A 20,533-nucleotide genomic window follows, 5' to 3' on the forward strand; every position below is an offset into this window, starting at 1 on the left:
GTCAGTTGTCCAGCCTGGACAGCTGGTCGCGGTCAACCAGCATGATTTCGCGCTGGTTCGAGCCAAGGAAGTTGAGCGCGCCGTAGGCGTGCAGCTTGGACAGCGCGCGTGACACGGTTTCGAGCGTCAGCCCGAGATAGTCGGCAATGTCACGCCGGCACATCGGCAAGGCGACGACGCCGACTCCGGTCAGCCGGCGATCCATTTCGAGCAGAAACGCGGCAACCCGCTCCAATGCGGTCTTGCGGCCGAGCAGCAGCATGTGCTCTTCGGCATGCCGCAGGTTGCTGGTGGTCATGACCAGCAGGTTGCGAGCCAGGGCGAAATCGGAATCGGCCACGCGTTCGAGGCTCATCCGCCTGATCAGGTGCACGTTCGTGTCGACGATGGCTTCGGCGGTGAAGCGGTGGGTTTCGGCATTCTCGAGGCCGAAGATGTCTCCGACAAGGTGAAAGGCGCCGATCTGGCGGCGTCCGTCGGAGAGCAGCTTGTAGCTGCGGACCGCCCCCGAAACGACCTGGTAGACGTACTCCGCCGGCTCCTTCTCCCCGTAGATCTCGGTGCCTTTCCTGTAGTGGAATTCGCTGGTGGTGCAGTTGGCGTGCCGGGCGGTCAGCCCGCCGAGGATGCTCGGTACATTGGCCGGTCTGATATTGACGCGAGCGAACATGGACTAACTCTCTTGGGTAACGACTGTTGCAGCGTCCGCGGCGGCTCGAAATGCTTGTCCGCGCGCAATGACTACGACAGGGCCCGGCCAGTCTCTATTGGTCTTGAGGTCATTGTCCTAAAGGACAGGGTGCGCCAAATGCGGCAATTTGTTCGCAATTGATGCGCACCATCTTAGATTACTTTTCAATATTCACGCCGATAACCGGGTGCTATTTTTTGAACCCGTTGGTCTCCGGCTCCGAACGCTATGGGCAAGGCAATTCGGCTCTCTGGACTGGTCATCCTGCTGGCTGCGCTGTTGGCGCCGGCTGTGCTCCGGGCGCAAGAGATGCGCCCGCATTCCATGCTGGTGCTGGAACAGTCCGATCGACGTGGCCCCTTCTACTACCAGGTGTTCGTTGGCTTGAGGGATGCGGTGAGCGCTCACGGTCACGCGCCGACCACCGTCTACACGGAGAGCCTCGATCTCAATCGTTTCGGTGGCGAAGCCTATCAGGAGAATGTCCGGCGGTTTCTCGAGGCGAAATATCGCGATCGGCCGATCGGCGTCGTGGTCACCATTGGAGCGGCTGCGCTTGAACTGGCGCTCCGCTGGCGTCCGCAGCTTTGGCCCGATACGCCAGTCGTGTTTGCGCTGGTCGAAGAGGCCGATTTCAAGCGATTGCGACCGCCGGCCTCCGTGACCGGCGGCATCGTGGCATCGAAGCTCCAGGATGCCGTCACGGCCGCCCGCGCCGTCGTGCCGGAGCTCAAGACCATCGTGCTCGTTGGCGCAGACTGGGGGCGGCAGGTTCTGTTTCGTAATTGGAAAGACCAGGCGGCGGCCGGCATTCCGGGACTCGACATCGTCGAGATCATCGGACGTCCGATGCCTGATATCGTCGAGCGGGTCGCAGCGCTTCCCGACCATAGCGCGATCATCTACACCGGCCTCTACAGCGACGGCAAAGGCAACTACTATCCGCCCTCGGATGCCCTCTCATTTGTCGCAGCGAGAGCAAATCGTCCCATCGTGGTTGCGGCGGAGACGTTCCTCGAACCGGGCGGCATCGGCGGATTTGTCATCATCCCATCCCTGGTCGGTGCCGAAGCAGCGGGCAGGGCGCTGCGGATTCTGGATGGCGAGCCGCCGGAAAGCTTGCCGCCGTCGGCTGTCGATACCGTGAAGCCCATTTTCAACTGGCGGCAGATGCATCGCTGGAACGTCAGCGAAGCCAACCTGCCACCAGGCAGCGAGATCCGCTTCCGCGAACCGACCTTCCTGCAAAAATATCGTTGGCGGGCCGTCGCCCTGGCCACGGCACTATTGGTTCAAACAACTCTGATTGCGTTTCTGCTACATGAGCGTCACATGCGGCGGAGTGCCGAAGTCGAAGCCCGCAATCGCCTGTCTCAGCTCGCCCATATCAATCGGCAGGCGACTGCCGGAGAACTCTCGTCCTCGATTGCTCATGAGCTCAACCAGCCGCTGGGCTCGATCCTGACCAATGCCGAGAGCGCGGAACTGATCCTCAGTTCGCCGACGCCCGACCTTCAGGAGGTGCGGGAAATCATTTCGGACATCAAGCGCGATGATCTGCGGGCAAGCGAGGTGATCCGCAGGATGCGCAGCCTGCTGAAGCGTGCGCCATTTGAGAAGAAGGAGATCGACCTCAACCAGACCATGCGGGAAGCATTCGATTTCCTCAAGCTGCAGGCCTCGGCGCGCAACGTCGCAATCTACCTGCAGACCTCACCGCAGACCCTGCGGGTGAAAGGCGACCCCGTCCAGTTGCAGCAGGTCATTCTTAACCTCGTGGTCAACAGCATGGACGCGATGGCCAAAATGCCCTACGGGCGCACCATCATCGGCCGTACGGAGGTCAATGGGGACGCGTCGGCGGTGATCTCCATCAGCGATTCCGGGCCGGGAATTCCGCAGGACAGGCTGAACGACATCTTCGATCCGTTCTTCACCACAAAGGAGCAGGGCATGGGCATCGGCCTGTCCATCGCACGGACGATCGTTCTGGCGCATAGCGGTCAGCTCTGGGCCGAGAACCAGTCCGGAGGAGGCGCGGTATTCCACCTCTCACTGCCACTGGCGGCGTAGCGCGTTTGGGTCTTGCTTGCCGAGGTGCAAGGTTCGATTTACGACCAACGCAGTATTTTCAGCCACGGCTGATGGTCATTCAATAAGTAGCGGCGATCGGCAGGCGGTGGAGCAATAATGCACGCTTACGTGCACATAGTTGACGACGATGCCTCGTTTCGTACAGCGCTCGAGCGCCGGCTCAAACTTGCAGGCTATCGAGTTGCTACGTACGCATCGGCCCGGGAATTGCTCGATCAATTGCCCGACGACGAGGAGACCGGCTGCATCCTGCTGGATGTACGCATTCCCGGAATGAGTGGTCCGGAGCTGCAGCGTCGCCTCAACGAGCTGGGGTCGACACTCCCGATCGTGTTCCTGACCGGATATGCCGACACAGCGACGACGGTCCAGGCGATCAAGGCAGGTGCCGAAGATTTTTTGACCAAGCCGATCGCGTCGGAACAGCTGATCGAGGCGATCAATCGCGCCGTTGCGCGGCACGAACTGGCCCGTGGCCAGCGAACCAGGCTCGACTCACTGCGCGCGCTGCTGGCGAAGTTGACCCCACGCGAGCGGCAGGTGTTCGATCTGATCGTGTGCGGTCGGATCAACAAGCAGATTGCCCACGAGCTTGGCACGACCGAACGCACGATCAAGGCGCATCGTCACCAGGTCATGGAGAAGATGCAGGTGCAGTCACTTGCCGAGCTGGTTTCGATCGCGGAGCAGCTCGGCACGCGTGCGTCCGGGGGCGAAGTCAAGGCTTGATCTGCCGGGCAGCGCTGCCCTCCTGTCCCATGGTACAATATGAAAGCTCTGTGACGCGGCGTATCTCCGATATCGGCCGCGAGAATATTGCGCGCCGGTAGCCGCTTGACATGCCCTTTATCCATACGCGGGCGAAGGTCATTCAGCGATAGGTAAAGGCTTCAGGATTTGCCGACCGCGAAACTCGTTTTCGTCGTGGATGATAATCCCTCGATGCTCCGTGGAATCGGACGGCTTCTGCGGCAATGTGGATTTGCATCCAGGCTGTTCGAGACCGGAAGCGCGTTGCTGAGACATGGCAGCTTCGACAGCGCGGTTTGTCTGATATTGGACATCAATCTCAGCGATGGGTCCGGGATCGAACTGCGGCACCGCCTGGCAGATCAGGGCATCGAAATCCCCGTCATCTACATCACCGGCAATGACAACCCGGCGACGCGCATGGCTGCAATGGCATCGGGATGCGCGGCCTATCTGACCAAGCCATTCACTGCCAATTCGCTGATCCAACCGCTTGAACGGCTGTTGACTGGCGTGGTCTAGCGGCTGCCGGTCCCAATCATTCATCGATGGCTTGATCGAGTGTCAACGCGGGCGACCCCTTGCGCACGGTCGCAAATCGGTCGAGCGGGACCGATGTGGTCATCGTCAGAATACTGGTGTCGACGACCTCGATCGAGAGCGTCTTTCCGCCATCCATGTCCTCGAGAAGCTTGGGATCGGCAACATCGGCCGCGATGCACATGTTGGTCGCGCACCAGGTGTAGGGAAGCCGATGAACGGCCTTCTGGTCGACCGATAGCTTGACGCCAGCCTGCAGATACATCCCGACCGGCAGGAACAGCTGGACGCGGTCGCTGCCGTCCTCTCGCTCGATCAGATCGACGCGAACGGCCGTCTGCCCGGTTGGGAAGGTGCCGGTGATCGTCGTCCGGCATAATGTCTTGGCGCCGGCAGCATTGAAGCAGAGCTTTCGCCACTCGCCATACTTGATATCTCGCACCGGCGCGCGTGTCCCCCGCGGGGCCACCTCGCCACCGTCCTTCGCCGCAGCCGGTGGTGAGGGCGTCTGCTGACCGTGGGCAGCACTGATGCCGGCCGCAAGCAGCACCAACTTCACCAAGGCACCATATCGGACCATGGATGCTCCTCCAGCGGGAACGCCCGCCTAGCGAACCTTGACTAGAAATCGTTCGACCAAAGGCGACCATGTGGGAATGGAATCGGGAGAGCCGATCAGGAAATGCCCTTCGTCGCCGAACGGCGGCAAAAGATGGTATTCGGCACGACCGCCGGCGCGCGTGAAGGCCTCGTGCATTCGCTTTGACAGGGCCGGGCCGAAGAACGTGTCGTTCTCGATGTAGAGCCACAGCATCGGCACCCGCGAGGTGCGGCCAAACGCGCCGGTCGCCTCGACCAGCCTGTCGGGAGCGCAATTGTTGTTGGGCTTGCCGTCGACACGGCCGCCGCGGCCCGCCGCGAAGGTGATGATGGCCTTGACCTGCGGCGGATTGAGGCTCGACAGGGCGATCGCTGCCCAGCCACCGGCCGACTGTCCGACGACGATGACGTCCTTCGGCAAGGTGCGCTTTTCGGCGGCCATGTAATCAATGATCCAGAGATCGACCTGCGCGACGGCGAGGCCCGGATCGAGGAAATTGGGATTGGTGCATTTCCCGATCTTGGAGAAGAACGGGCCATAAAGACCGCGTTCGGGAACATCGATGGCTGCCGCGCCATAGCCGGTCCCGACCGGCGCCACCACGAGGTGGCCGCGCCGCGCGAACCACATTGCGGCATCGCGGAATTCGACCAGCGGGAAAAAGCTGCGATCCCTGGCGTTCAGTGACACGCCATGGTTCATGATGACCAGCGGGAAAGGACCGTCGCCGAGCGGACGGACCAGATAGGCGAACATTGGCAGCGGCGTCGGCAACACCCAGATCTCTTCCTGGATGCGCTGGGGTGACTGTTGGTCATCGGCACGTGCTGCAGCGGTCAGGCCAAGCAGCAGCAGCGCTGCGGTTGCGAGGGTCCGTAAGCGGTGCTGACGCATGCCATGCGCTCCGGCAGTCATCTGGCAAATGTGCAGGTCACGACGATCGAGCCGCGCAAGATCTGAAGCACATTGAGGGCTGCAAGGCTTGATCTGAATCAACGCGCATCGGACCCGCCGGCGCAACCACATGCGACCATTGTGGCGTCATACGGCGGGCTTGATGTCGATCCAGGCAGAGACGAGTTGGATGCGCTGGTTTCCGCCGGCGAACTGGCTCGCCGACTACCGCGCATCCTGGCTTGGGGCGGACGCAATCGCCGGGGTCACGCTGGCGGCCTACGCGATCCCGGTGTCGCTGGCCTATGCGGGGCTCGCGGGTCTGCCGCCGCAGATCGGCGTCTATGGCTATCTGCTCGGCGGCGTGGGATACGCCCTGCTGGGCTCGTCCCGGCAGCTCGCGGTCGGACCCACCTCGGCGATCTCGCTGATGATCGCCGGCGCCGTCGGCATATTGGCCGGCGGCGATGCCACGCGTTATGGGCAGATTGCCAGTCTCGTGGCCTTCAGCGTCGCGGTGCTCTGCCTGATCGCCTGGCTGTTCAAGCTCAGCCTGCTGGTGCGGTTGATCAGCGATAGTATTTTGGTGGGCTTCAAGGCCGGAGCGGGCCTCACCATCATCATGAGCCAGCTGCCCAGCCTGTTCGGCGTCGCTGGGGGCGGCCACAACTTCTTCGACCGCGTGATCAAGCTTGCCGGCCAGCTCGGCGAGACCAGGCCGCTGGTGCTCGGCATTGGTGTGGCTGCGACGATGCTGCTCCTGCTCGGCGAGAAGAGACTGCCCGGAAAGCCCGTTGGGCTGGCGGTGGTCGCGCTGTCGATCCTCGCCGCCAGCGCATTCGGGCTCGCAGAACTGGGCTTGCCGGTGACCGGAGCGATCCCAACCGGCTTGCCGACACTTTCGCTACCGACATTTGGCCTGCTCGAATTTGACGATCTCTTTCCGATCGCCGCCGGATGCCTCGTGCTGGCCTATGTGGAAGGGGTGTCGGCCGCACGAAGCTTTGCGGCAAAGCACGGCTACCCGCTGGATGTCAGGCAAGAGTTTCTGGGACTCGGCGCGGCCAATCTCGCCGCAGCCTTCGGGCATGGCTATCCCGTCGCCGGCGGGTTGTCGCAGTCGGCCGTGAATGACGCCGCCGGCGCACGCACGCCGCTGGCGCTGGTGTTCTGTTCGGCAACCCTCGCACTCTGCCTGCTGTTCTTCACCGGCCTGCTGACCAATCTGCCGAAGACCGTGCTCGCCGCGATCGTTTTCTCAGCCGTCTACAAATTGGTCGATATTTCGGCGCTGGCCAGAATGTGGCGGATCAGCCGGATCGATTTCTATGCCGCTATCATCGCGCTGGTGTCCGTGCTGTTCCTCGGGATATTGCAGGGTGTGCTGCTGGCGGCCGTCGCCTCGATCTTCCTGCTGTTGTTGCGGGCGTCCCAGCCCAATATAGCGTTTCTGGGCCGTCAAGCCGGCAGTGGGCGCTATTCCGACCGGGCGCGACACGATGACGTCGAGCCCTTGACCGGGATCATCGCGTTCCGCCCGGAGACCTCGCTCCTTTATGTCAACGCGGAGACGATCTTCGAAACGGTGCTGGCGGCGCTTCGGGTGTCGCCCGACGTCAAGCTGGTGGCCTGTGACCTGTCGGCCTCGCCGTTCATCGACCTTGCGGGCTCGCGCATGCTGCACGACCTTCACCAGGAACTTGCATCGCGCCAGATCACATTCTGCATCGTGGGCGCGCACGCGCAGTTGCGGGATCTGCTTCAGGCGGATGGTCTTGCCGACAAGACCGATAGCGGTGACTGGATGCGTACGCTCGACAGCGTCTTGAGCAACAGGAAGCCACAGGCAAGCACCTAGGGCGCGCGGCCGTGCGAACTGCTGCGACAATCCAGCCTTGTTGCGTCGCAAGACATCGTGATCACCCGCGCTTGGGGAGCTGTCTCAATCCAGCTTGCAGCTTGACTTGGATCAAAGGGCGCAACGGGCCCGGTTTGTACGATCGGACAGAACGAGCGCTGACATCACGAGATCGGGAGACTCTCATGGCCAACGACGCGAAGCCGGCACAGCAGCGCATCGACCAGTTCTTCTCCGGGCCCGGTGGACGAGCCGACAATTGGCGCGATCTGGTTGAGGCGGCGAAGGTATGGAGCAGGGGCGGCAACCGTGCGGCATATGACGCGGCGCTGTCGGCGCTTGCGGTGACGGAGGAGTTCCACGGCTACCCGGGCCTTCGTTTGATGGCGGCGCTGAAGGAAGCCGCAGCGGCGGGCGACGCCGCCACCTCGCATATGCTTGCGACGCGGATCGCGCAGGCACTTCAGACAAAATCCTTCCGCCAGCATGCAGGTGACTGGAGCACGCAGGACGAGGGCAATGGCGACGTTCCCGATCTGCTTCCACCAACCCTGGGACAATCGGCGGCGCGCCGTCCTTACTTCGAGACCCTGATCGTGACCGGGGTGCCGGCCAACAACTGGCCCGGGCTCCTGGCGGAATGGCGCAAGCTGCGGCGTCCGGTCGACGCCTTCATCTATGAGCCCGTGGTGGTGGGCAACCTCGAGGACGCCTTCTGTGCGGCAATGCTGAACCCCAACATTGCGGCGGTGGTGATCAATGAAGGCTTCGGGCTGCGCTCGCGCCACGATGCGCCGGTGCTTCGTGCCATGACCGGCGCCATGGGGCTGAACGACGAGTCCGATGCGTCCGCGCTGCGGTTGGCCCATATCCTGAAGCGGGTGCGTCCCGAGCTTGACCTCTACCTCATGTCCAATCGCGACGTCGAGGAGTTGGCCGGCAATCCCGAGGCCGATGTGGTGCGCCGGGTGTTCTACTCGGTCGAGGATATCCTCGAATTGCACCTTTCAATTCTGGAGGGCGTGCAGGATCGCTTCGACACGCCGTTCTTCGACAATCTGAAGAAATATGCGCAGCGGCCGATCGGCACCTTCCACGCGCTGCCGATCGCGCGCGGCAAGTCCGTGTTCAAGTCGGACTGGATCCGCGACATGGGCGAATTCTACGGGCTGAACCTGTTCCTTGCCGAGAGCAGCGCGACCACCGGCGGGCTCGACAGCATGCTGGAGCCGACCGGCAACATCAAGAAGGCGCAGGAGAAGGCCGCGCGCGCGCTCGGCGCCGACCGCGTCTACTTCGTGACCAACGGCACCTCGACGTCCAACAAGATGGCCGTGCAGGCGCTGCTGGGTCCCGGCGACATCGCCATCGTCGACCGCAATTGCCACAAATCGCACCATTACGGCATGGTGCTGGCCGGCGCGCAGCCGCTCTACGTCGAGGCATTCCCGATGACGGAATACTCGATGTATGGCGCGGTGCCGCTGCAGACGATCAAGCAGGCGCTTCTGAACGCGAAGGCCGATGGCCGGCTCGACCGGGTCAAGATGATCGACCTGACCAACTGCACCTTCGACGGCCACATCTACAACACGCGGCGGGTGATGGAGGAATGCCTCGCGATCAAGCCTGACCTGATCTTCCTCTGGGACGAGGCCTGGTTCGGATTCGCGCGGTTTTCACCGTTCCTGAGGCGGCGAACCGCGATGGGCGCGGCGAACGAGATCGAAGCCTGGATGCGCGATCCCAAGTCGGTTGCGGCCTATGAGAAACAGCAGGCCGAGCTCGGCAAGGATCCTTCCGACGAGGTTCTGCTCAAGACCAGGCTGATCCCCGATCCGCGCCAGATCCGGCTGCGCGTCTATCAGACCAATTCGACCCACAAGTCGATGTCGGCGATCCGCCAGGGCTCGATGCTGGCGGTCAAGGACATCGAATTCCACACCGTCGAAGCGCAGTTCAAGGAGGCCGTATTCACGCACGCCTCGACCAGCCCGAACCAGCAGTTGATCGCGAGCCTCGACGTCTCGCGCCGGCAGATGGAGCTCGAGGGGTATGGACTGGTGGCCAATGCCATGGAGATCGCGTTCGCCATCCGCAATGCGGTCAACACCAATCCGTTGATTTCGAGATATTTCCGCGTTCTCGGCGCGGATGCCATGGTGCCGAAGCAATACCGCCAGAGCGGATTCACCGACTATCTGGCGGCCGGGACCAACTGGGCGAGCGCCCTGAAGAGCCTGAACGACGACGAGTTCTGCCTCGATCCGACCCGGATGACGCTGGTCTGCGGCACGGCCGGCTACGACGGAACGTCGTTCAAGGGGCTGCTCGCCAGCCGCTACAACATCCAGGTCAACAAGACCTCGCGCAACTCGGTCCTGATCCAGTCCAACATCAACAATACGCGGAGCGACGTCGCGCATCTCGTCCGGGTGCTGGCCGAAATCTCCGGTGAAATCGATCGCGGCCTGGCCAAGGGCGGCGCGAACGCCAGGGTCGACTTCGACATGCGGGTCAACAGCCTGATGAAGGACGTACCCGACCTGCCGAACTTCTCGCATTTCCACAACGCCTATCGCGGCGATGCCGGCACGAAGACGAATGAGGGCGACATCCGCGGCGGGTTCTATTCGGCTTATGACGCCGCGGGATGCGAATATATTCGCCTGAACGATCCCGAGATCGACAGGCGCCTGAAGAACGGGCCCGATCTCGTCTCCGCCAACTTCGTGATTCCCTATCCGCCGGGCTTCCCGATCATGGTCCCTGGCCAGGTCATCACGCAGGAGACCATCGATTTCATGCGCAAGCTGGATGTGAAGGAGATCCATGGCTACGACGCGGCCGAGGGCTTGAAGCTCGTGACGACCGAGGCGCTGGCCAGGATGGGCAAGCCGCGAGCGGCCGCGACGAAGTTCAAGGCTGCATCATAGACCAAGGAGAGTCCGCAAGGCGTCATCGCATTCTTGCGGCGATGAGTCTTGCGCAACAAGTGCGTAACGCAACCGGTTTCCGGAGGGACACCATGAGGAAAGTGAGTTTGATCGGAATTCTTGCTACGCTGGCGGTTGGATTGGCCGGCTTCAGCACGCCGTCGCTGGCTGAAACCGGCTCGGTCGCCGTCATCTTCACCAAGGGTGGATTCATCGTTGGTGTCGGAGGCGGCGAGGGCGTATTGACCCTGCGCGGCAAGCACTATCCGTTCACGGTGTCGGGCATGAGCGTCGGCTTCACGATCGGCGCTTCGACCACCAAGCTGGTCGGGCGCGCCCTCAATCTCAGAGGGCCTGCCTCGATCGAAGGCTCCTACAGCGCTGCAGGCGCCGGTGGGGCGATCGCCGCGGGCGCCGGCGGCGTGCAACTGCAGAACGCCAATGGCGTGATCCTGCAGCTCAGCGGTCCGAAGGTCGGCGCCGAAGTTTCGGCCGCCGTGGGCGGGGTTTCCATCCGCTTGAAATAGATCCGGAGGTCCAGGCCGCGCCCGGCGCGGCCTGGACCGTTAGTAGCGTTCCTCGACGAACTTCATTCCGCGCAGTCCGGCCTGATCGTTGTAGCGACCCTTGTTGGAGCGCTTGGGCAGCTTGACCTTGTCGCGCCTGACCCGTCCGTGAGGAATTGTCTTCAGCAGGAACGCGATGCAGTTCAGCCGCGCCCGCCGCTTGTCGTCGGAACGGATGACGTTCCAGGGCGCGTGCTTCGAACTCGTCGCCTTGAACATCAGGTCGCGCGCGCGGGAGTAATCATACCAGCGGCGGTAGGATTCCGTGTCCATCGGGCTCAGCTTCCACTGCCGCAGCGGATCGTCGATCCGGGCCCTGAAGCGGCGCTCCTGCTCATCCATCCCGACCTCGAGCCACAGCTTGATCAGGATGATGCCGCCCTCGATGATGTATTGCTCCATCTGCGGGCAGAGCGAGAGGAATCGTTTGTGCTCCGCCGGCGTGCAGAACCCCATCACATATTCGACGCCTGCGCGGTTGTACCAGCTGCGGTCGAAGATCACGATCTCGCCGGCCGCCGGAAACTGCTGCATATAGCGCTGGATGAAGAGCTGGGACTTCTCGCGATCCGAGGGCGCGGGCAGGGCGACCACGCGAAACACGCGCGGGCTGACCTTCTCGGTCAAGGCCTTGATCGTTCCGCCCTTGCCGGCCGCATCGCGTCCCTCGAACAGGATGATGACCCTGAGATTGTTCGCTTTCACCCATTCCTGGAGATGGCAGAGCTGGATCTGCAGCTTGTGCAGTTCTTCCTCATAGTCCTTGCGCTTCATCTTCCCAGCGGGCTTGTCTTTCGCCATGGATATCCGTCCATCGTTTCGACTAGTCGCCCCAGGCAATGACGATTCCGATATCGCCGGGCATGCCGCCGGGGTAATCAACGATCTGATAGCGGATGCGATAGCCGCGCGGCTGCAGGTAGTCAGCCCAAAGCTGGTATATTTCCTTAGGGATACCCGTCAGCGTCTTCTCCCAGCCGGCCTCCATCTGATTGATGGCTCGCCCCTTGTCGGTGCACAGCGTATTGGGAAAGCGATAGACCTGTACTTCGCTCAACCCGTTGCGCACCGCCCGCTGAATCACCGTCGACGCCAGCTTGACCTTCTCGTCCTCGCTGAGCCCGGAGGGCTTGCTCAGCCGCTCGATCAACGCGCGCTTCTCGGCTTCGATAGCGGCCGCACGCTTGGCGTCCTCCTCGGCTTTCTCCGCTTCCTTGAGCGCTGCCTGCTTCTGGATCTCGTGTGCCTTGGGGATCAGATCATCGATCTTGTCTCGCATGGCTGGGGACTCCTAAGCCCGATCTTTCACCTTGCCCCCGGAACGGTAGGGATGGGCCGATCGGCTTCCTTGATCCAGATCAAGCAAGCGCGATAGGATCGTCAGCAGTGTCGATCAAGATTCGCTTGCGGTGTTATTGCGACCGGGAGACTTGGCTTGAGCGAGCAGATGCATCCGGCGGCCCCCCATCATTTGCCGTTTTTCATTCCCGGCGCCGACGGGTCGGACACCCTGATGGTGGTGATGGGCATTTTCCTCGTAGCCACAGTCTTCTGGGTTGGCACTCTGTACTGGAAGCTGCACAGCCTGCCGGAGCGCATGGCGCACAAGAGCCAGAAACTTCAGTTTGAGATCGTCGCCGTCCTCGGCCTGATATCGCTTTTCACCCACATGCATACCTTCTGGGTCGCCGGCCTGTTGCTGGCACTCATCGACCTGCCGGATTTCGGCACGCCGATGCGCAGCATCGCCGATTCCGTCGAGCGCATAGCCGACGCCACGCCGGGCGCTGCCGAACCGGAAGCCGAATCCGTACCTGGCGGCAGTCCCGACGTCCGGACGCCCGCCAAGCAAGAGGTGCACAACCATGCTTGAGCTGATGATCTGCTCGCTGGTGACGATCCTGCCGGATTACCTCTACCGCCGCTATCGGCAGGGCAAGCGGTTCGGCAAGGAGATCACGTTCTTCTCCGTCTGGTACGAACTGAGATGGGGGATCACCGGCTGCCTGATGCTCACGATCTCGCTGATCACGATGATCTTCTACTTTCATCCCTCGACAACCTCGGCGGCGATCTACTTCAGGACCGTGCCGATCCTGCCCGAAGGCTCCGGCCGTGTCGTCGAGGTCAATGTCGACTTCACCGCGCCGGTGAAGAAGGGCGACGTTCTGTTCCGACTCGACAGTTCGAAGCAGGAGGCGGCGCTCGAGACCGCCAAGCGAAAGATCGCCGAGGTCGATGCGTCGTTGATCGCGGCGCAGGCCGACGTCGTCAAGGCGGACGCTCAGATCGGGGAGGCGAAAGCCTCCTTGCAGCAAGCCAAGGACGAGCTGGAGGTGAAGAGCGAGTTGCAGCGCCGCAATCCCGGCATTGTGCCGCAACGCGACATCGAGAAGCTGCAGGTGCTGGTTGATCAGCGGCAGTCCGGCGTCGATGCCGCCAGCGCCGCCAGGGAATCGGCGGCGTTGCGGGTTTCCACGCTGTTGCCGGCCGAGAAGGCGAGCGCCGAGGCGGCGCGGGCGCAGGCGCAGGTGGATCTCGACAAGACTTTCGTCCGTGCCGGCGTCAATGGCCGCGTCGAGCAATTCCTCGTTCGCCCCGGGGACCTCGTCGCCCAGATCATGCGGCCGGCCGGAATCCTGATACCGGACGAAGCGGGCCGCGACAGGTTGCAGGCCGGATTCGGGCAGATCGAGGCCCAGGTGATGAAGCCCGGCATGGTCGCGGAAGCCACCTGTATGTCGAAACCCTGGGTGATCATTCCGTTGGTCGTCACCAGCGTGCAGGATTTCATCGCCGCGGGCCAGTTTCGGGCCAGCGAGCTGTTGATCGACCCGCAGAACCTGCAAAAGCCAGGTTCGATCCTCGTGTTCCTGGAGCCGCTTTACAAGGGCGGCCTTGACGGCGTGACACCAGGCAGCAGTTGCATCGTCAATGCCTACACCAGCAATCATGACGCGATCGACGATCCGAAAACCGGCACGTTGAAAGGCTTTGCCCTGCACGCCGTCGACGCGACTGCACTCGTTCATGCCTTGCTGCTTCGGATTCAAGCTCTGCTGCTGCCGATCAAGACGCTGGTGTTAAGCGGTCACTGACGGGCGCGAACAGGGAGACAGCATATGAAACCGGACGGTAAGTTTCGTGCAATCGTGGCGACGGGCATGATCTTCGGATTGCCGGGTTACGCGCACGCTTTCGATCTCACGGGCGCCTGGGCCACGAGCGCCGAGCAATGCCGAAAGGTGTTCGCCCACAAGGGCCGGGCGAACCAGCTGACCTTCACGAACTTCTCTGGCGTCTATGGCGGCGGATTCATCGCCGAGCCCGATCGCCTGCGGGGCAAGTTCGAGAACTGCAAGATCAAATCGCGCAAGGACGACGGCCAGAACATCAACATCATCGTCGGCTGCGCATCCGGAATCATGGTATCGAATGTGCAGTTCTTCCTTAAGGCCGTCGACGACGATACGATCACGCGCCAGTTCCCGGGCATCGAGGGGATGGAGGTCAACTATCATCGTTGCAAGATCTAGAGGCGTCCGCTCCCCGCGCTGGCTCAGCACCGCCAGACCGTTGTCGGCTGACGCCGGACCGATTGGGTAGCGGGCCATGGATCCGAGCAGGTTGCCGAGGTCATTCCGCATCGTCCTGGTGCTGGGTATCGCCCTTCTGGCAGCGGGCGCCGGCTTGCTGGCGTATCGATGGTATGAGCAGCCGACGACCTTGACGATCGCGGTTGGCTCGCTGGACGGCGAGGCCGGCAGGCTGGTCTCGGCGATCGCAGGAAAGTTCGCCCAGTCGAAAGCGCCAGTCCGGCTCAGCCTGGTCCAGACGCCGGGACCGCTCGAGTCCGCCAAGGCATTCGCGTCCGGAAAGGTCGACCTCGCGGTCGTCCGTGGAGACGTCGGCGATCTCTCGCAGGCCCAGGCCGTCATCGTGTTGGCCCACGCCACCGTCCTGCTGGTCGCGCCGCCCGGCGCTGCGATATCGGACGTGGCGGAGTTGAAACGCGCCGCGATCGGTGTGATCGGCGCCGAGGCCAATCAGAAGCTGATCAAGGTGCTGACCGACGAATACGATCTGACGCGCGCGGGCGTGACGTTCAAACCGCTCGCCCCCGCGGACGCGCGCCGGGCCCTCGATGCCAAGGAAGTCCGGGCGATCCTGCTCGTCATGCCTTTGACCGAAAAGTATCTTTCGCTGCTGCGCAATGTCTTCTCGCGCACCACGCGAGCCGGCCCGGTGATGATCGCCATCGAGTCCGCCGGAGCGATCGCCGAAAAGGAGCGCGCCTATGAAAGCTTCGATGTACCGAAGGGGACCTTGCGCGGCTCGCCGCCTATTCCTGCTGATGACCTGACGACGCTGCAGACGTCGTTCTATCTGGTGGCGCAGAAGAAGCTCGGGAATGACCTGATCGGCGACCTGACGCAGTCGATCATGAATGCGCGACGGGATTTGCTTGCCGAGCTGCCGGCACTCTCGCAGATCGCTACGCCCGATACCGACGCAGGCGCCTACATCCCGGTGCATCCGGGGGCGGCGGCGGTCTATGAGGGGACCAGGGAGAGTTTTCTCGACCAGTGGGGCAATGCGATCTTCCTGGCGCCGATGATCGCCGGCGGACTTGCGTCCGTGCTTGCGGCAGCGTGGAAATTCCTCCGACCGGTCGAGACACCGAGCCGCGAGGAGGCGCTCGACACGCTTTACGCGTTGGGGCCTCGGGTCCGCGCGGCCGGGCGCGAGTCGGAGCTGGAAGAGATCGAGCGCGAAATCGACCAGGTGCTGCGAACGCAGCGCGACCAGCCGGTTGCGGACGACAAGGCCGAGCGCGCCGTCACGGCGGTGAACGTTGCGGCCCATCGGCTCGAGAACCTGATTCACGATCGCCGCATCCACCTTGCGTCACGACAGCCGGGCCAAGCCGAAAGCCAAGTCGAAAGCCACCAAGCCGAAAGCCGAGCCGAAAGCTGAACGGAAGGGCCGTTTCCTTGATCTTGATCAAGGAGGGGACGGGACTGCGGCCGATGCTGTCGACCGTTGGTGTCGATGGAGGTCGCGATGTTCCGTTGGGGCAAGACTCTGCTTGCGGTTGTGCTGGTGTCGGTGACGTCCGTTGCCGCAACCGCGCAGACTGCTGACAAGCCGCCGGCCCAGGCCAGCCAGCCGGCCGCGGCAACAACGCAGCCTGCCGATCAGCTCCTGAAGCCGGAACAGCTGGAAGCCCTGGTGGCGCCGATCGCGCTTTATCCGGACTCGCTGCTCGCCAACGTGCTGGCGGCGTCGACCTATCCGCTCGAGGTCGTGCAGGCCGATCGTTGGCTCAAGGAGCGCAAGAGCTTGAAAGGGGATGCGCTGAAGGCCGAGGTCGACAAGCAGGCCTGGGATGACAGCGTGAAGGCGCTCACGAGCACCGCCGACGTGCTCGCAATGATGAGCGACAAGATCGATTGGACGAAGAATCTGGGCGATGCCGTGCTGGCGCAGCAGCCCGACGTCATGGATGCGATCCAGCGGCTGCGCAGCAAGGCGCAGGCCAACAACAAGCTGGTGACGACCAAGCAGCAGAAGGTCAGCGTCCAGACTCAGGAGAGCAAGCAGGTCATCGTCATCGAGCAGACCGATCCCAACACGGTCTACGTGCCCTATTACGATCCCGCGACGGTCTATGGCACGTGGCCCTATGCAGACTATCCGCCGTATTATTTCGGCTATCCGTCCTATATCGGCGCCGGGGTGATCGCGGCAGGTCTTGCCTTCGGCGCCGGATGGGCGATCGGACGCTGGGGTAATTATTGGGGCGGCGGCTTCAACTGGGGCAATCGCAACGTCTATGTGAACAATTTCAACAGGGTCAATAATATCGGGAACAGCTGGCAGCACAATCCGGCGCATCGCCAGGGCGTCCGCTACAACAACAGCAACGTCCAGCAGCGCTTCGGCGGCAACGCCAATCGGGCCGGTGCCGGCGATCGGATGGATTTTCGCGGCCGCGATGGTCAGCAGGTTCTCAAGCCCGGCGGCGATCGCCCGGGCGCAGATCGCGCCGGTGACCGGGCAGGAGACCGCGGTGATCGCGCCGGAGATCGGGCGGGAGATCGGGCCGGAGACCGTGGAGGCGACCGCGGCGGAGACCGTGCGGGCGATCGCGGCAAAGGTGGTGACCGTGCCGGTGCCGCCGATCGCGCCAAGGGCGGCGACCGCGCCGGTGCCGGCAACAAGGCCAAGGGCGGTGGCGATCGCGCAAAGGCCGCCAACCGCGGCAATGCCGGTAACCGCGCAGCTGCGGCGAATCGTGGCGGTGGCAGTCGCGGTGGCGCCATGAACGTATCGTCCGGACGGGCAGCTGCGGCGGCATCGGCGCGCGGGCGATCGAGTATGGCCAGCATGCCGCGCGGCGGCGGCGGCGCAAGTTTTGCCGGCCGCGGTGGTGGTGGAATGGGCGGAGGCGGCTTCCGCGGTGGTGGCGGAGGTGGCGGCTTCCGCGGCGGCGGCGGTGGACGACGCTCCGACATCGCGCTCAAGCACGATATCGAGTTGCTTGGACATCTCGCCAACGGCCTCGGCTACTATCGTTTCAGCTATCTCGGTAGCGACAAGAGCTATGTCGGCGTGATGGCGCAGGAGGTCGCGCAGGTCATGCCGGCGGCGGTGACGCGCGGCGCCGACGGCTATCTCAGGGTCTATTACGACAAGCTCGGACTCAGGTTCCGCAGCTACAACGACTGGCTTGCCGCCGGCGCGAAGATTCCATCCCCGTCGGAGGCATCACGATGACAGGCTCTTCGGACTCGCGACTGGATCGTATTGTCTCCATCGGCGTGGCCGCGGCAACAGCACTTGCTCTGCTGCTGTCTCCTGCGCGCGCCCAGCAAGGTTTCCCCAATCCGGAAGACGCGGCATCTGCCTTGGCAACCGCGGTCAAGGCCGGCACCAGTCGGGCCATGCTGAAGGTGCTGGGCCGCGATGCCGCCGACATCATCGAGTCGGGGGACGATGTCGCCGACGCCAATGCGCGAGAGAGCTTTCTTTCTGCCTACGACGCCAAGCATTCGATCAAGGCTGACGACAACAAGAAAGCCACCTTGATTCTGGGGAGGGACGATTTCCCGTTCCCGATCCCGATCGTCAACAACAAGGACGGCTGGAGTTTCGACGCGGCCGCGGGGCGGCGCGAAATCCTCTACCGCAGGATCGGCCGCAATGAGCTGGCCGCGATCCAGACCAGTCTTGCCTATGTCGATGCACAGAACGAATACGCAGAGAAGGATCGCGGCGAGGGTGTGGGCGCATATGCGCAGCGCATCGTCAGCCGGCCGGGCAAGACGGACGGATTGTTCTGGCGCGACGACAAGGATCCAAGCCCGCTCGGCGAGCTGGCCGCCCAGGCCGCTGCGGAAGGCTACAAGGTCGGCGAGCAGAGCATGCCGTATCACGGCTACTACTATCGGATCCTGAAGGCACAGGGCTCCGACGCCCCGGGCGGCGCGCTGAACTATGTTGTGAAGGGCAAGATGATCGGTGGATTCGCGCTGGTCGCCTATCCCGCCGAATACGGCAATTCCGGCGTCATGACCTTCCTGGTCAACCACGCAGGCACGGTCTATCAAAAGGATCTCGGCCCACGCACCGATTTCCTCGCCAAGCGCATGATCGTTTTCGATCCGGATCACACCTGGAAGAAAGTGGACCCGACAAATCCCTGAGCGAGGAGGGGACCGCAGTGACGCGATCCATGATCCGTTCCGTCATACTGGCGCTTGCGGCGATGGTCCTGTTGGTCGCGCCATGCTTCGCACAGGCCGTCGGCCACGTCCAGGTCAAGTTCGTGAAGGCGGCGCTCGTCGTGGGCGGCGGCGGCGGCAGCGGCACGTTGACCTACCGCGGGCGGCACTATCGGTTCATCGCGTCCGGCTTCAGCCTCGGCGTGACTGCCGGTGCGTCGGTGACCTGGCTGGAAGGTACCGCCTCAGGCATCAGGGACGTCAACGATTTCGCCGGCAGCTACACGCTGGTCGGAGCCGGTGGCGCATGGGCCGGTGGCGTAGGCGGGGTGAGCTTGCGAAATGAACAGGGCGTTGTGCTCATGCTCAAGGGACCGAAAGCAGGATTGGAATTCGCCGCCAATCTGGGCGGACTGACGATTTCGCTGCGGTGAACCCCCGCTGGATTCGCCCTGCCTCAGATGGGCCGCAGGTGGAAGGCGGCTCCGCCGAGCGACGATCAGCGTCCGGGGTGCGGCGCTGAGCGATGGATTGATCTATCTCAAGGCCAGGCCCGAGGCTCAGGTTCAGCTTGCATTTGGCGGGCGGCGATACGTCATCCAGATAACCGGGAGGTTAAGGCATGTACCGGCACATTCTCATTCCGACAGATGGGTCGGAACTGGCGGAGCAAGGGGTGAAGCAGGGGTTGGCGCTGGCGAAATCCGTCGGAGCCAAAGTATCGGTCATCTTCGTCGTTGAGCCGCTCTCGGAAATAGGAGGGCGGTACCGTGATCTGCTCGCGAGATTTGCCGAGATACGCAAGGAAGAGGCCACGAGCGCGCTGGATCGCGCCGCACACGCGGCCAGGGAGGCCGGCGTTCCCTGCGAGACAAGCCAAGTCGAGAGCGGGCAACCCCATCAAGCCATCATCGCAGCAGCCGGGGATAAGGGCTGCGATCTCATCGTTATGTCATCGCACGGGCGCAGCGGGCTCTCCAAGCTTCTCATCGGCAGTGTGACAAACAAGGTGCTGGCGCAAGCAAAGACTCCGGTCCTTGTCTGTCAGTGAGGGCGCAGATCGCCGGATAGAAATCACCGTGCACGGAGCTTGGGAGAAATCGAAATGAACAAAATCACTGTGTGCCTTGCTCTTGCCGGTGCGGCGTTGTCGGGCCCGCTGCAGGCGCAGACTAGCGTCGATATGGCGCGGATAACTTGCTCGCAGTACCTCGCCATGTCCCCGGGCGATTCTTCCATATTTTCTGCCTGGATGAGCGGCTGGTTCAATCAAAAGAAGGGATACGTCTTTGTCGATCTCAACGCGTATGCGCGAAATGTCGCAAGCGTGAAGGCGTGGTGCGCGACCAATCCCACTCAGACCGTGATGGCCGGCCTTGAGCGCTCTACGGCCGGCCAGTGATCAAACAGGGTTGGAAGATAACAATGAAACCATCGATTCCTGCAATTGCGACCGTTGTACTCCTCGCCACGAGCGTCGTGGCCAAAGCGCAGGTCGTCGTCGATCTGTCTCTCATTACCTGCAAGCAATTGCTGGAGTCGGACCAGGAAAGACAAACGCTGATCAGCTCGTGGATGTCGGGCTATTTCAGCGCATCGAAGAACCTGACCGTCGTCGATTTTCGCTACGTCGAGCGAAACGGCAAGGTAATCGGCAAGTACTGCAAGTCGCACAAGGCAGACACCGTAATGAATGCGATGCAAAAGAACTGGCGCTGATCATCGTCCTTGCGAACGTGCAGGCATTGGACGGCATCCTTGTCCTTCTCGGGCCGGAGGTGAAGCCCGCGATGCCAACGGTCGGCAGGCTCGTCGCGGTTCACTCGCGCTTCTGATCGAACCGCTTCTCCCTCAACTCGGGCCGCGGCGCCCGTAT

General features: G+C 62.8%; 21 protein-coding genes. 16 read left to right on the forward strand and 5 right to left on the reverse strand.

The window, feature by feature from the left end:
* Nucleotide 1 precedes the first annotated feature (1 nt).
* Nucleotides 2-670: a helix-turn-helix domain-containing protein gene (locus tag QJT82_RS02130; RefSeq protein ID WP_028345019.1), complete on the reverse strand. Its 669-nt coding sequence runs from the start codon at nt 668-670 to the stop codon at nt 2-4.
* A 627-nt stretch (nt 671-1,297) separates the two neighbouring features.
* On the opposite strand from QJT82_RS02130, the gene QJT82_RS02135 reads away from it, so the two are divergent.
* From QJT82_RS02135 to QJT82_RS02145, 3 genes are all read left to right on the forward strand, one after another.
* Entirely contained in the window at nt 1,298-2,764 is a 1,467-nt protein-coding gene (locus QJT82_RS02135; RefSeq protein WP_264641908.1) for a sensor histidine kinase, read from the forward strand.
* 117 nt (nt 2,765-2,881) lie between these two features.
* Nucleotides 2,882-3,514: a response regulator gene (locus tag QJT82_RS02140; protein ID WP_080687042.1), complete on the forward strand. Its 633-nt coding sequence runs from the start codon at nt 2,882-2,884 to the stop codon at nt 3,512-3,514.
* Between the two features lie 168 nt (nt 3,515-3,682).
* The gene (locus tag QJT82_RS02145) at nt 3,683-4,057 is read left to right on the forward strand and encodes a response regulator (RefSeq protein WP_028345016.1); all 375 of its coding nucleotides are present in this window, start codon (nt 3,683-3,685) and stop codon (nt 4,055-4,057) included.
* Nucleotides 4,058-4,073: 16 nt separating this feature from the next.
* On the opposite strand, the gene QJT82_RS02150 is transcribed toward QJT82_RS02145, so the two are convergent.
* Both QJT82_RS02150 and QJT82_RS02155 read right to left on the reverse strand, forming a co-directional pair.
* Nucleotides 4,074-4,655, reverse strand: coding sequence for an invasion associated locus B family protein (locus QJT82_RS02150; protein WP_028345015.1), 582 nt, complete (start codon nt 4,653-4,655; stop codon nt 4,074-4,076).
* A gap of 27 nt (nt 4,656-4,682) precedes the next feature.
* A complete protein-coding gene (locus QJT82_RS02155; protein ID WP_035634231.1) occupies nt 4,683-5,570 on the reverse strand; it encodes a dienelactone hydrolase family protein in 888 nt (295 codons plus the stop codon).
* A gap of 163 nt (nt 5,571-5,733) precedes the next feature.
* On the opposite strand from QJT82_RS02155, the gene QJT82_RS02160 reads away from it, so the two are divergent.
* From QJT82_RS02160 to QJT82_RS02170, 3 genes are all read left to right on the forward strand, one after another.
* On the forward strand, nt 5,734-7,428 hold the full coding sequence (locus QJT82_RS02160) for a SulP family inorganic anion transporter (protein WP_028345013.1): 1,695 nt from the start codon (nt 5,734-5,736) through the stop codon (nt 7,426-7,428).
* 185 nt (nt 7,429-7,613) lie between these two features.
* The gene (locus QJT82_RS02165) at nt 7,614-10,364 is read left to right on the forward strand and encodes a decarboxylase (protein ID WP_028345012.1); all 2,751 of its coding nucleotides are present in this window, start codon (nt 7,614-7,616) and stop codon (nt 10,362-10,364) included.
* 92 nt (nt 10,365-10,456) lie between these two features.
* Entirely contained in the window at nt 10,457-10,891 is a 435-nt protein-coding gene (locus QJT82_RS02170; RefSeq protein ID WP_028345011.1) for a hypothetical protein, read from the forward strand.
* 39 nt (nt 10,892-10,930) lie between these two features.
* Here QJT82_RS02170 and ppk2 read toward each other — a convergent pair whose 3' ends face one another.
* On the reverse strand, nt 10,931-11,731 hold the full coding sequence (gene ppk2 / locus QJT82_RS02175; RefSeq protein WP_028345010.1) for a polyphosphate kinase 2: 801 nt from the start codon (nt 11,729-11,731) through the stop codon (nt 10,931-10,933).
* A gap of 22 nt (nt 11,732-11,753) precedes the next feature.
* Complete coding sequence (locus QJT82_RS02180; RefSeq protein WP_028345009.1) at nt 11,754-12,209, reverse strand: hypothetical protein; 456 nt, start codon at nt 12,207-12,209, stop codon at nt 11,754-11,756.
* A 156-nt stretch (nt 12,210-12,365) separates the two neighbouring features.
* Here QJT82_RS02180 and QJT82_RS02185 point away from each other — a divergent pair, with 156 nt between their 5' ends.
* The 10 genes from QJT82_RS02185 (at nt 12,366) to QJT82_RS02230 (ending at nt 20,376) form a co-directional block, all read left to right on the forward strand.
* Nucleotides 12,366-12,803, forward strand: a complete 438-nt coding sequence (locus QJT82_RS02185) for a hypothetical protein (protein WP_028345008.1) — start codon at nt 12,366-12,368, stop codon at nt 12,801-12,803.
* The gene (locus tag QJT82_RS02190; protein WP_028345007.1) at nt 12,796-14,028 is read left to right on the forward strand and encodes a biotin/lipoyl-binding protein; all 1,233 of its coding nucleotides are present in this window, start codon (nt 12,796-12,798) and stop codon (nt 14,026-14,028) included. Before QJT82_RS02185 ends, QJT82_RS02190 begins: the two co-directional genes overlap by 8 nt.
* A 24-nt stretch (nt 14,029-14,052) precedes the next feature.
* On the forward strand, nt 14,053-14,466 hold the full coding sequence (locus QJT82_RS02195) for a hypothetical protein (protein ID WP_245288951.1): 414 nt from the start codon (nt 14,053-14,055) through the stop codon (nt 14,464-14,466).
* A gap of 76 nt (nt 14,467-14,542) precedes the next feature.
* Entirely contained in the window at nt 14,543-15,907 is a 1,365-nt protein-coding gene (locus QJT82_RS02200; protein WP_028345005.1) for a TAXI family TRAP transporter solute-binding subunit, read from the forward strand.
* 87 nt (nt 15,908-15,994) lie between these two features.
* Nucleotides 15,995-17,710 (forward strand): DUF3300 domain-containing protein, encoded by a 1,716-nt coding sequence (locus tag QJT82_RS02205; protein ID WP_035634348.1) that lies wholly within the window; start codon nt 15,995-15,997, stop codon nt 17,708-17,710.
* Nucleotides 17,707-18,639, forward strand: a complete 933-nt coding sequence (locus tag QJT82_RS02210) for a DUF2950 domain-containing protein (protein ID WP_028345003.1) — start codon at nt 17,707-17,709, stop codon at nt 18,637-18,639. Before QJT82_RS02205 ends, QJT82_RS02210 begins: the two co-directional genes overlap by 4 nt.
* Before the next feature lie 29 nt (nt 18,640-18,668).
* Nucleotides 18,669-19,091 (forward strand): hypothetical protein, encoded by a 423-nt coding sequence (locus tag QJT82_RS02215; protein ID WP_028345002.1) that lies wholly within the window; start codon nt 18,669-18,671, stop codon nt 19,089-19,091.
* Between the two features lie 188 nt (nt 19,092-19,279).
* Entirely contained in the window at nt 19,280-19,708 is a 429-nt protein-coding gene (locus QJT82_RS02220; protein WP_028345001.1) for a universal stress protein, read from the forward strand.
* A 54-nt stretch (nt 19,709-19,762) separates the two neighbouring features.
* Entirely contained in the window at nt 19,763-20,059 is a 297-nt protein-coding gene (locus QJT82_RS02225; protein WP_028345000.1) for an HdeA/HdeB family chaperone, read from the forward strand.
* 23 nt (nt 20,060-20,082) lie between these two features.
* Entirely contained in the window at nt 20,083-20,376 is a 294-nt protein-coding gene (locus QJT82_RS02230; protein ID WP_028344999.1) for an HdeA/HdeB family chaperone, read from the forward strand.
* The last annotated feature ends 157 nt before the right edge of the window (nt 20,377-20,533 follow it).

The organism is Bradyrhizobium sp. Mp19, from assembly GCF_029952935.1.
Taxonomy (GTDB): domain Bacteria; phylum Pseudomonadota; class Alphaproteobacteria; order Rhizobiales; family Xanthobacteraceae; genus Bradyrhizobium; species Bradyrhizobium elkanii.

Coding starts and splice junctions, on each gene's coding strand:
- QJT82_RS02130 (WP_028345019.1), bottom strand. CDS start 670: ATGTTCGCTCGCGTCAATATCAGACCGGCCAATGTACCGAGCATCCTC.
- QJT82_RS02140 (WP_080687042.1), top strand. CDS start 2,882: ATGCACGCTTACGTGCACATAGTTGACGACGATGCCTCGTTTCGTACA.
- QJT82_RS02150 (WP_028345015.1), bottom strand. CDS start 4,655: ATGGTCCGATATGGTGCCTTGGTGAAGTTGGTGCTGCTTGCGGCCGGC.
- QJT82_RS02155 (WP_035634231.1), bottom strand. CDS start 5,570: ATGCGTCAGCACCGCTTACGGACCCTCGCAACCGCAGCGCTGCTGCTG.
- QJT82_RS02160 (WP_028345013.1), top strand. CDS start 5,734: ATGTCGATCCAGGCAGAGACGAGTTGGATGCGCTGGTTTCCGCCGGCG.
- QJT82_RS02165 (WP_028345012.1), top strand. CDS start 7,614: ATGGCCAACGACGCGAAGCCGGCACAGCAGCGCATCGACCAGTTCTTC.
- QJT82_RS02170 (WP_028345011.1), top strand. CDS start 10,457: ATGAGGAAAGTGAGTTTGATCGGAATTCTTGCTACGCTGGCGGTTGGA.
- ppk2 (WP_028345010.1), bottom strand. CDS start 11,731: ATGGCGAAAGACAAGCCCGCTGGGAAGATGAAGCGCAAGGACTATGAG.
- QJT82_RS02180 (WP_028345009.1), bottom strand. CDS start 12,209: ATGCGAGACAAGATCGATGATCTGATCCCCAAGGCACACGAGATCCAG.
- QJT82_RS02190 (WP_028345007.1), top strand. CDS start 12,796: ATGCTTGAGCTGATGATCTGCTCGCTGGTGACGATCCTGCCGGATTAC.
- QJT82_RS02195 (WP_245288951.1), top strand. CDS start 14,053: ATGAAACCGGACGGTAAGTTTCGTGCAATCGTGGCGACGGGCATGATC.
- QJT82_RS02200 (WP_028345005.1), top strand. CDS start 14,543: ATGGATCCGAGCAGGTTGCCGAGGTCATTCCGCATCGTCCTGGTGCTG.
- QJT82_RS02205 (WP_035634348.1), top strand. CDS start 15,995: ATGTTCCGTTGGGGCAAGACTCTGCTTGCGGTTGTGCTGGTGTCGGTG.
- QJT82_RS02210 (WP_028345003.1), top strand. CDS start 17,707: ATGACAGGCTCTTCGGACTCGCGACTGGATCGTATTGTCTCCATCGGC.
- QJT82_RS02215 (WP_028345002.1), top strand. CDS start 18,669: ATGATCCGTTCCGTCATACTGGCGCTTGCGGCGATGGTCCTGTTGGTC.
- QJT82_RS02220 (WP_028345001.1), top strand. CDS start 19,280: ATGTACCGGCACATTCTCATTCCGACAGATGGGTCGGAACTGGCGGAG.
- QJT82_RS02225 (WP_028345000.1), top strand. CDS start 19,763: ATGAACAAAATCACTGTGTGCCTTGCTCTTGCCGGTGCGGCGTTGTCG.
- QJT82_RS02230 (WP_028344999.1), top strand. CDS start 20,083: ATGAAACCATCGATTCCTGCAATTGCGACCGTTGTACTCCTCGCCACG.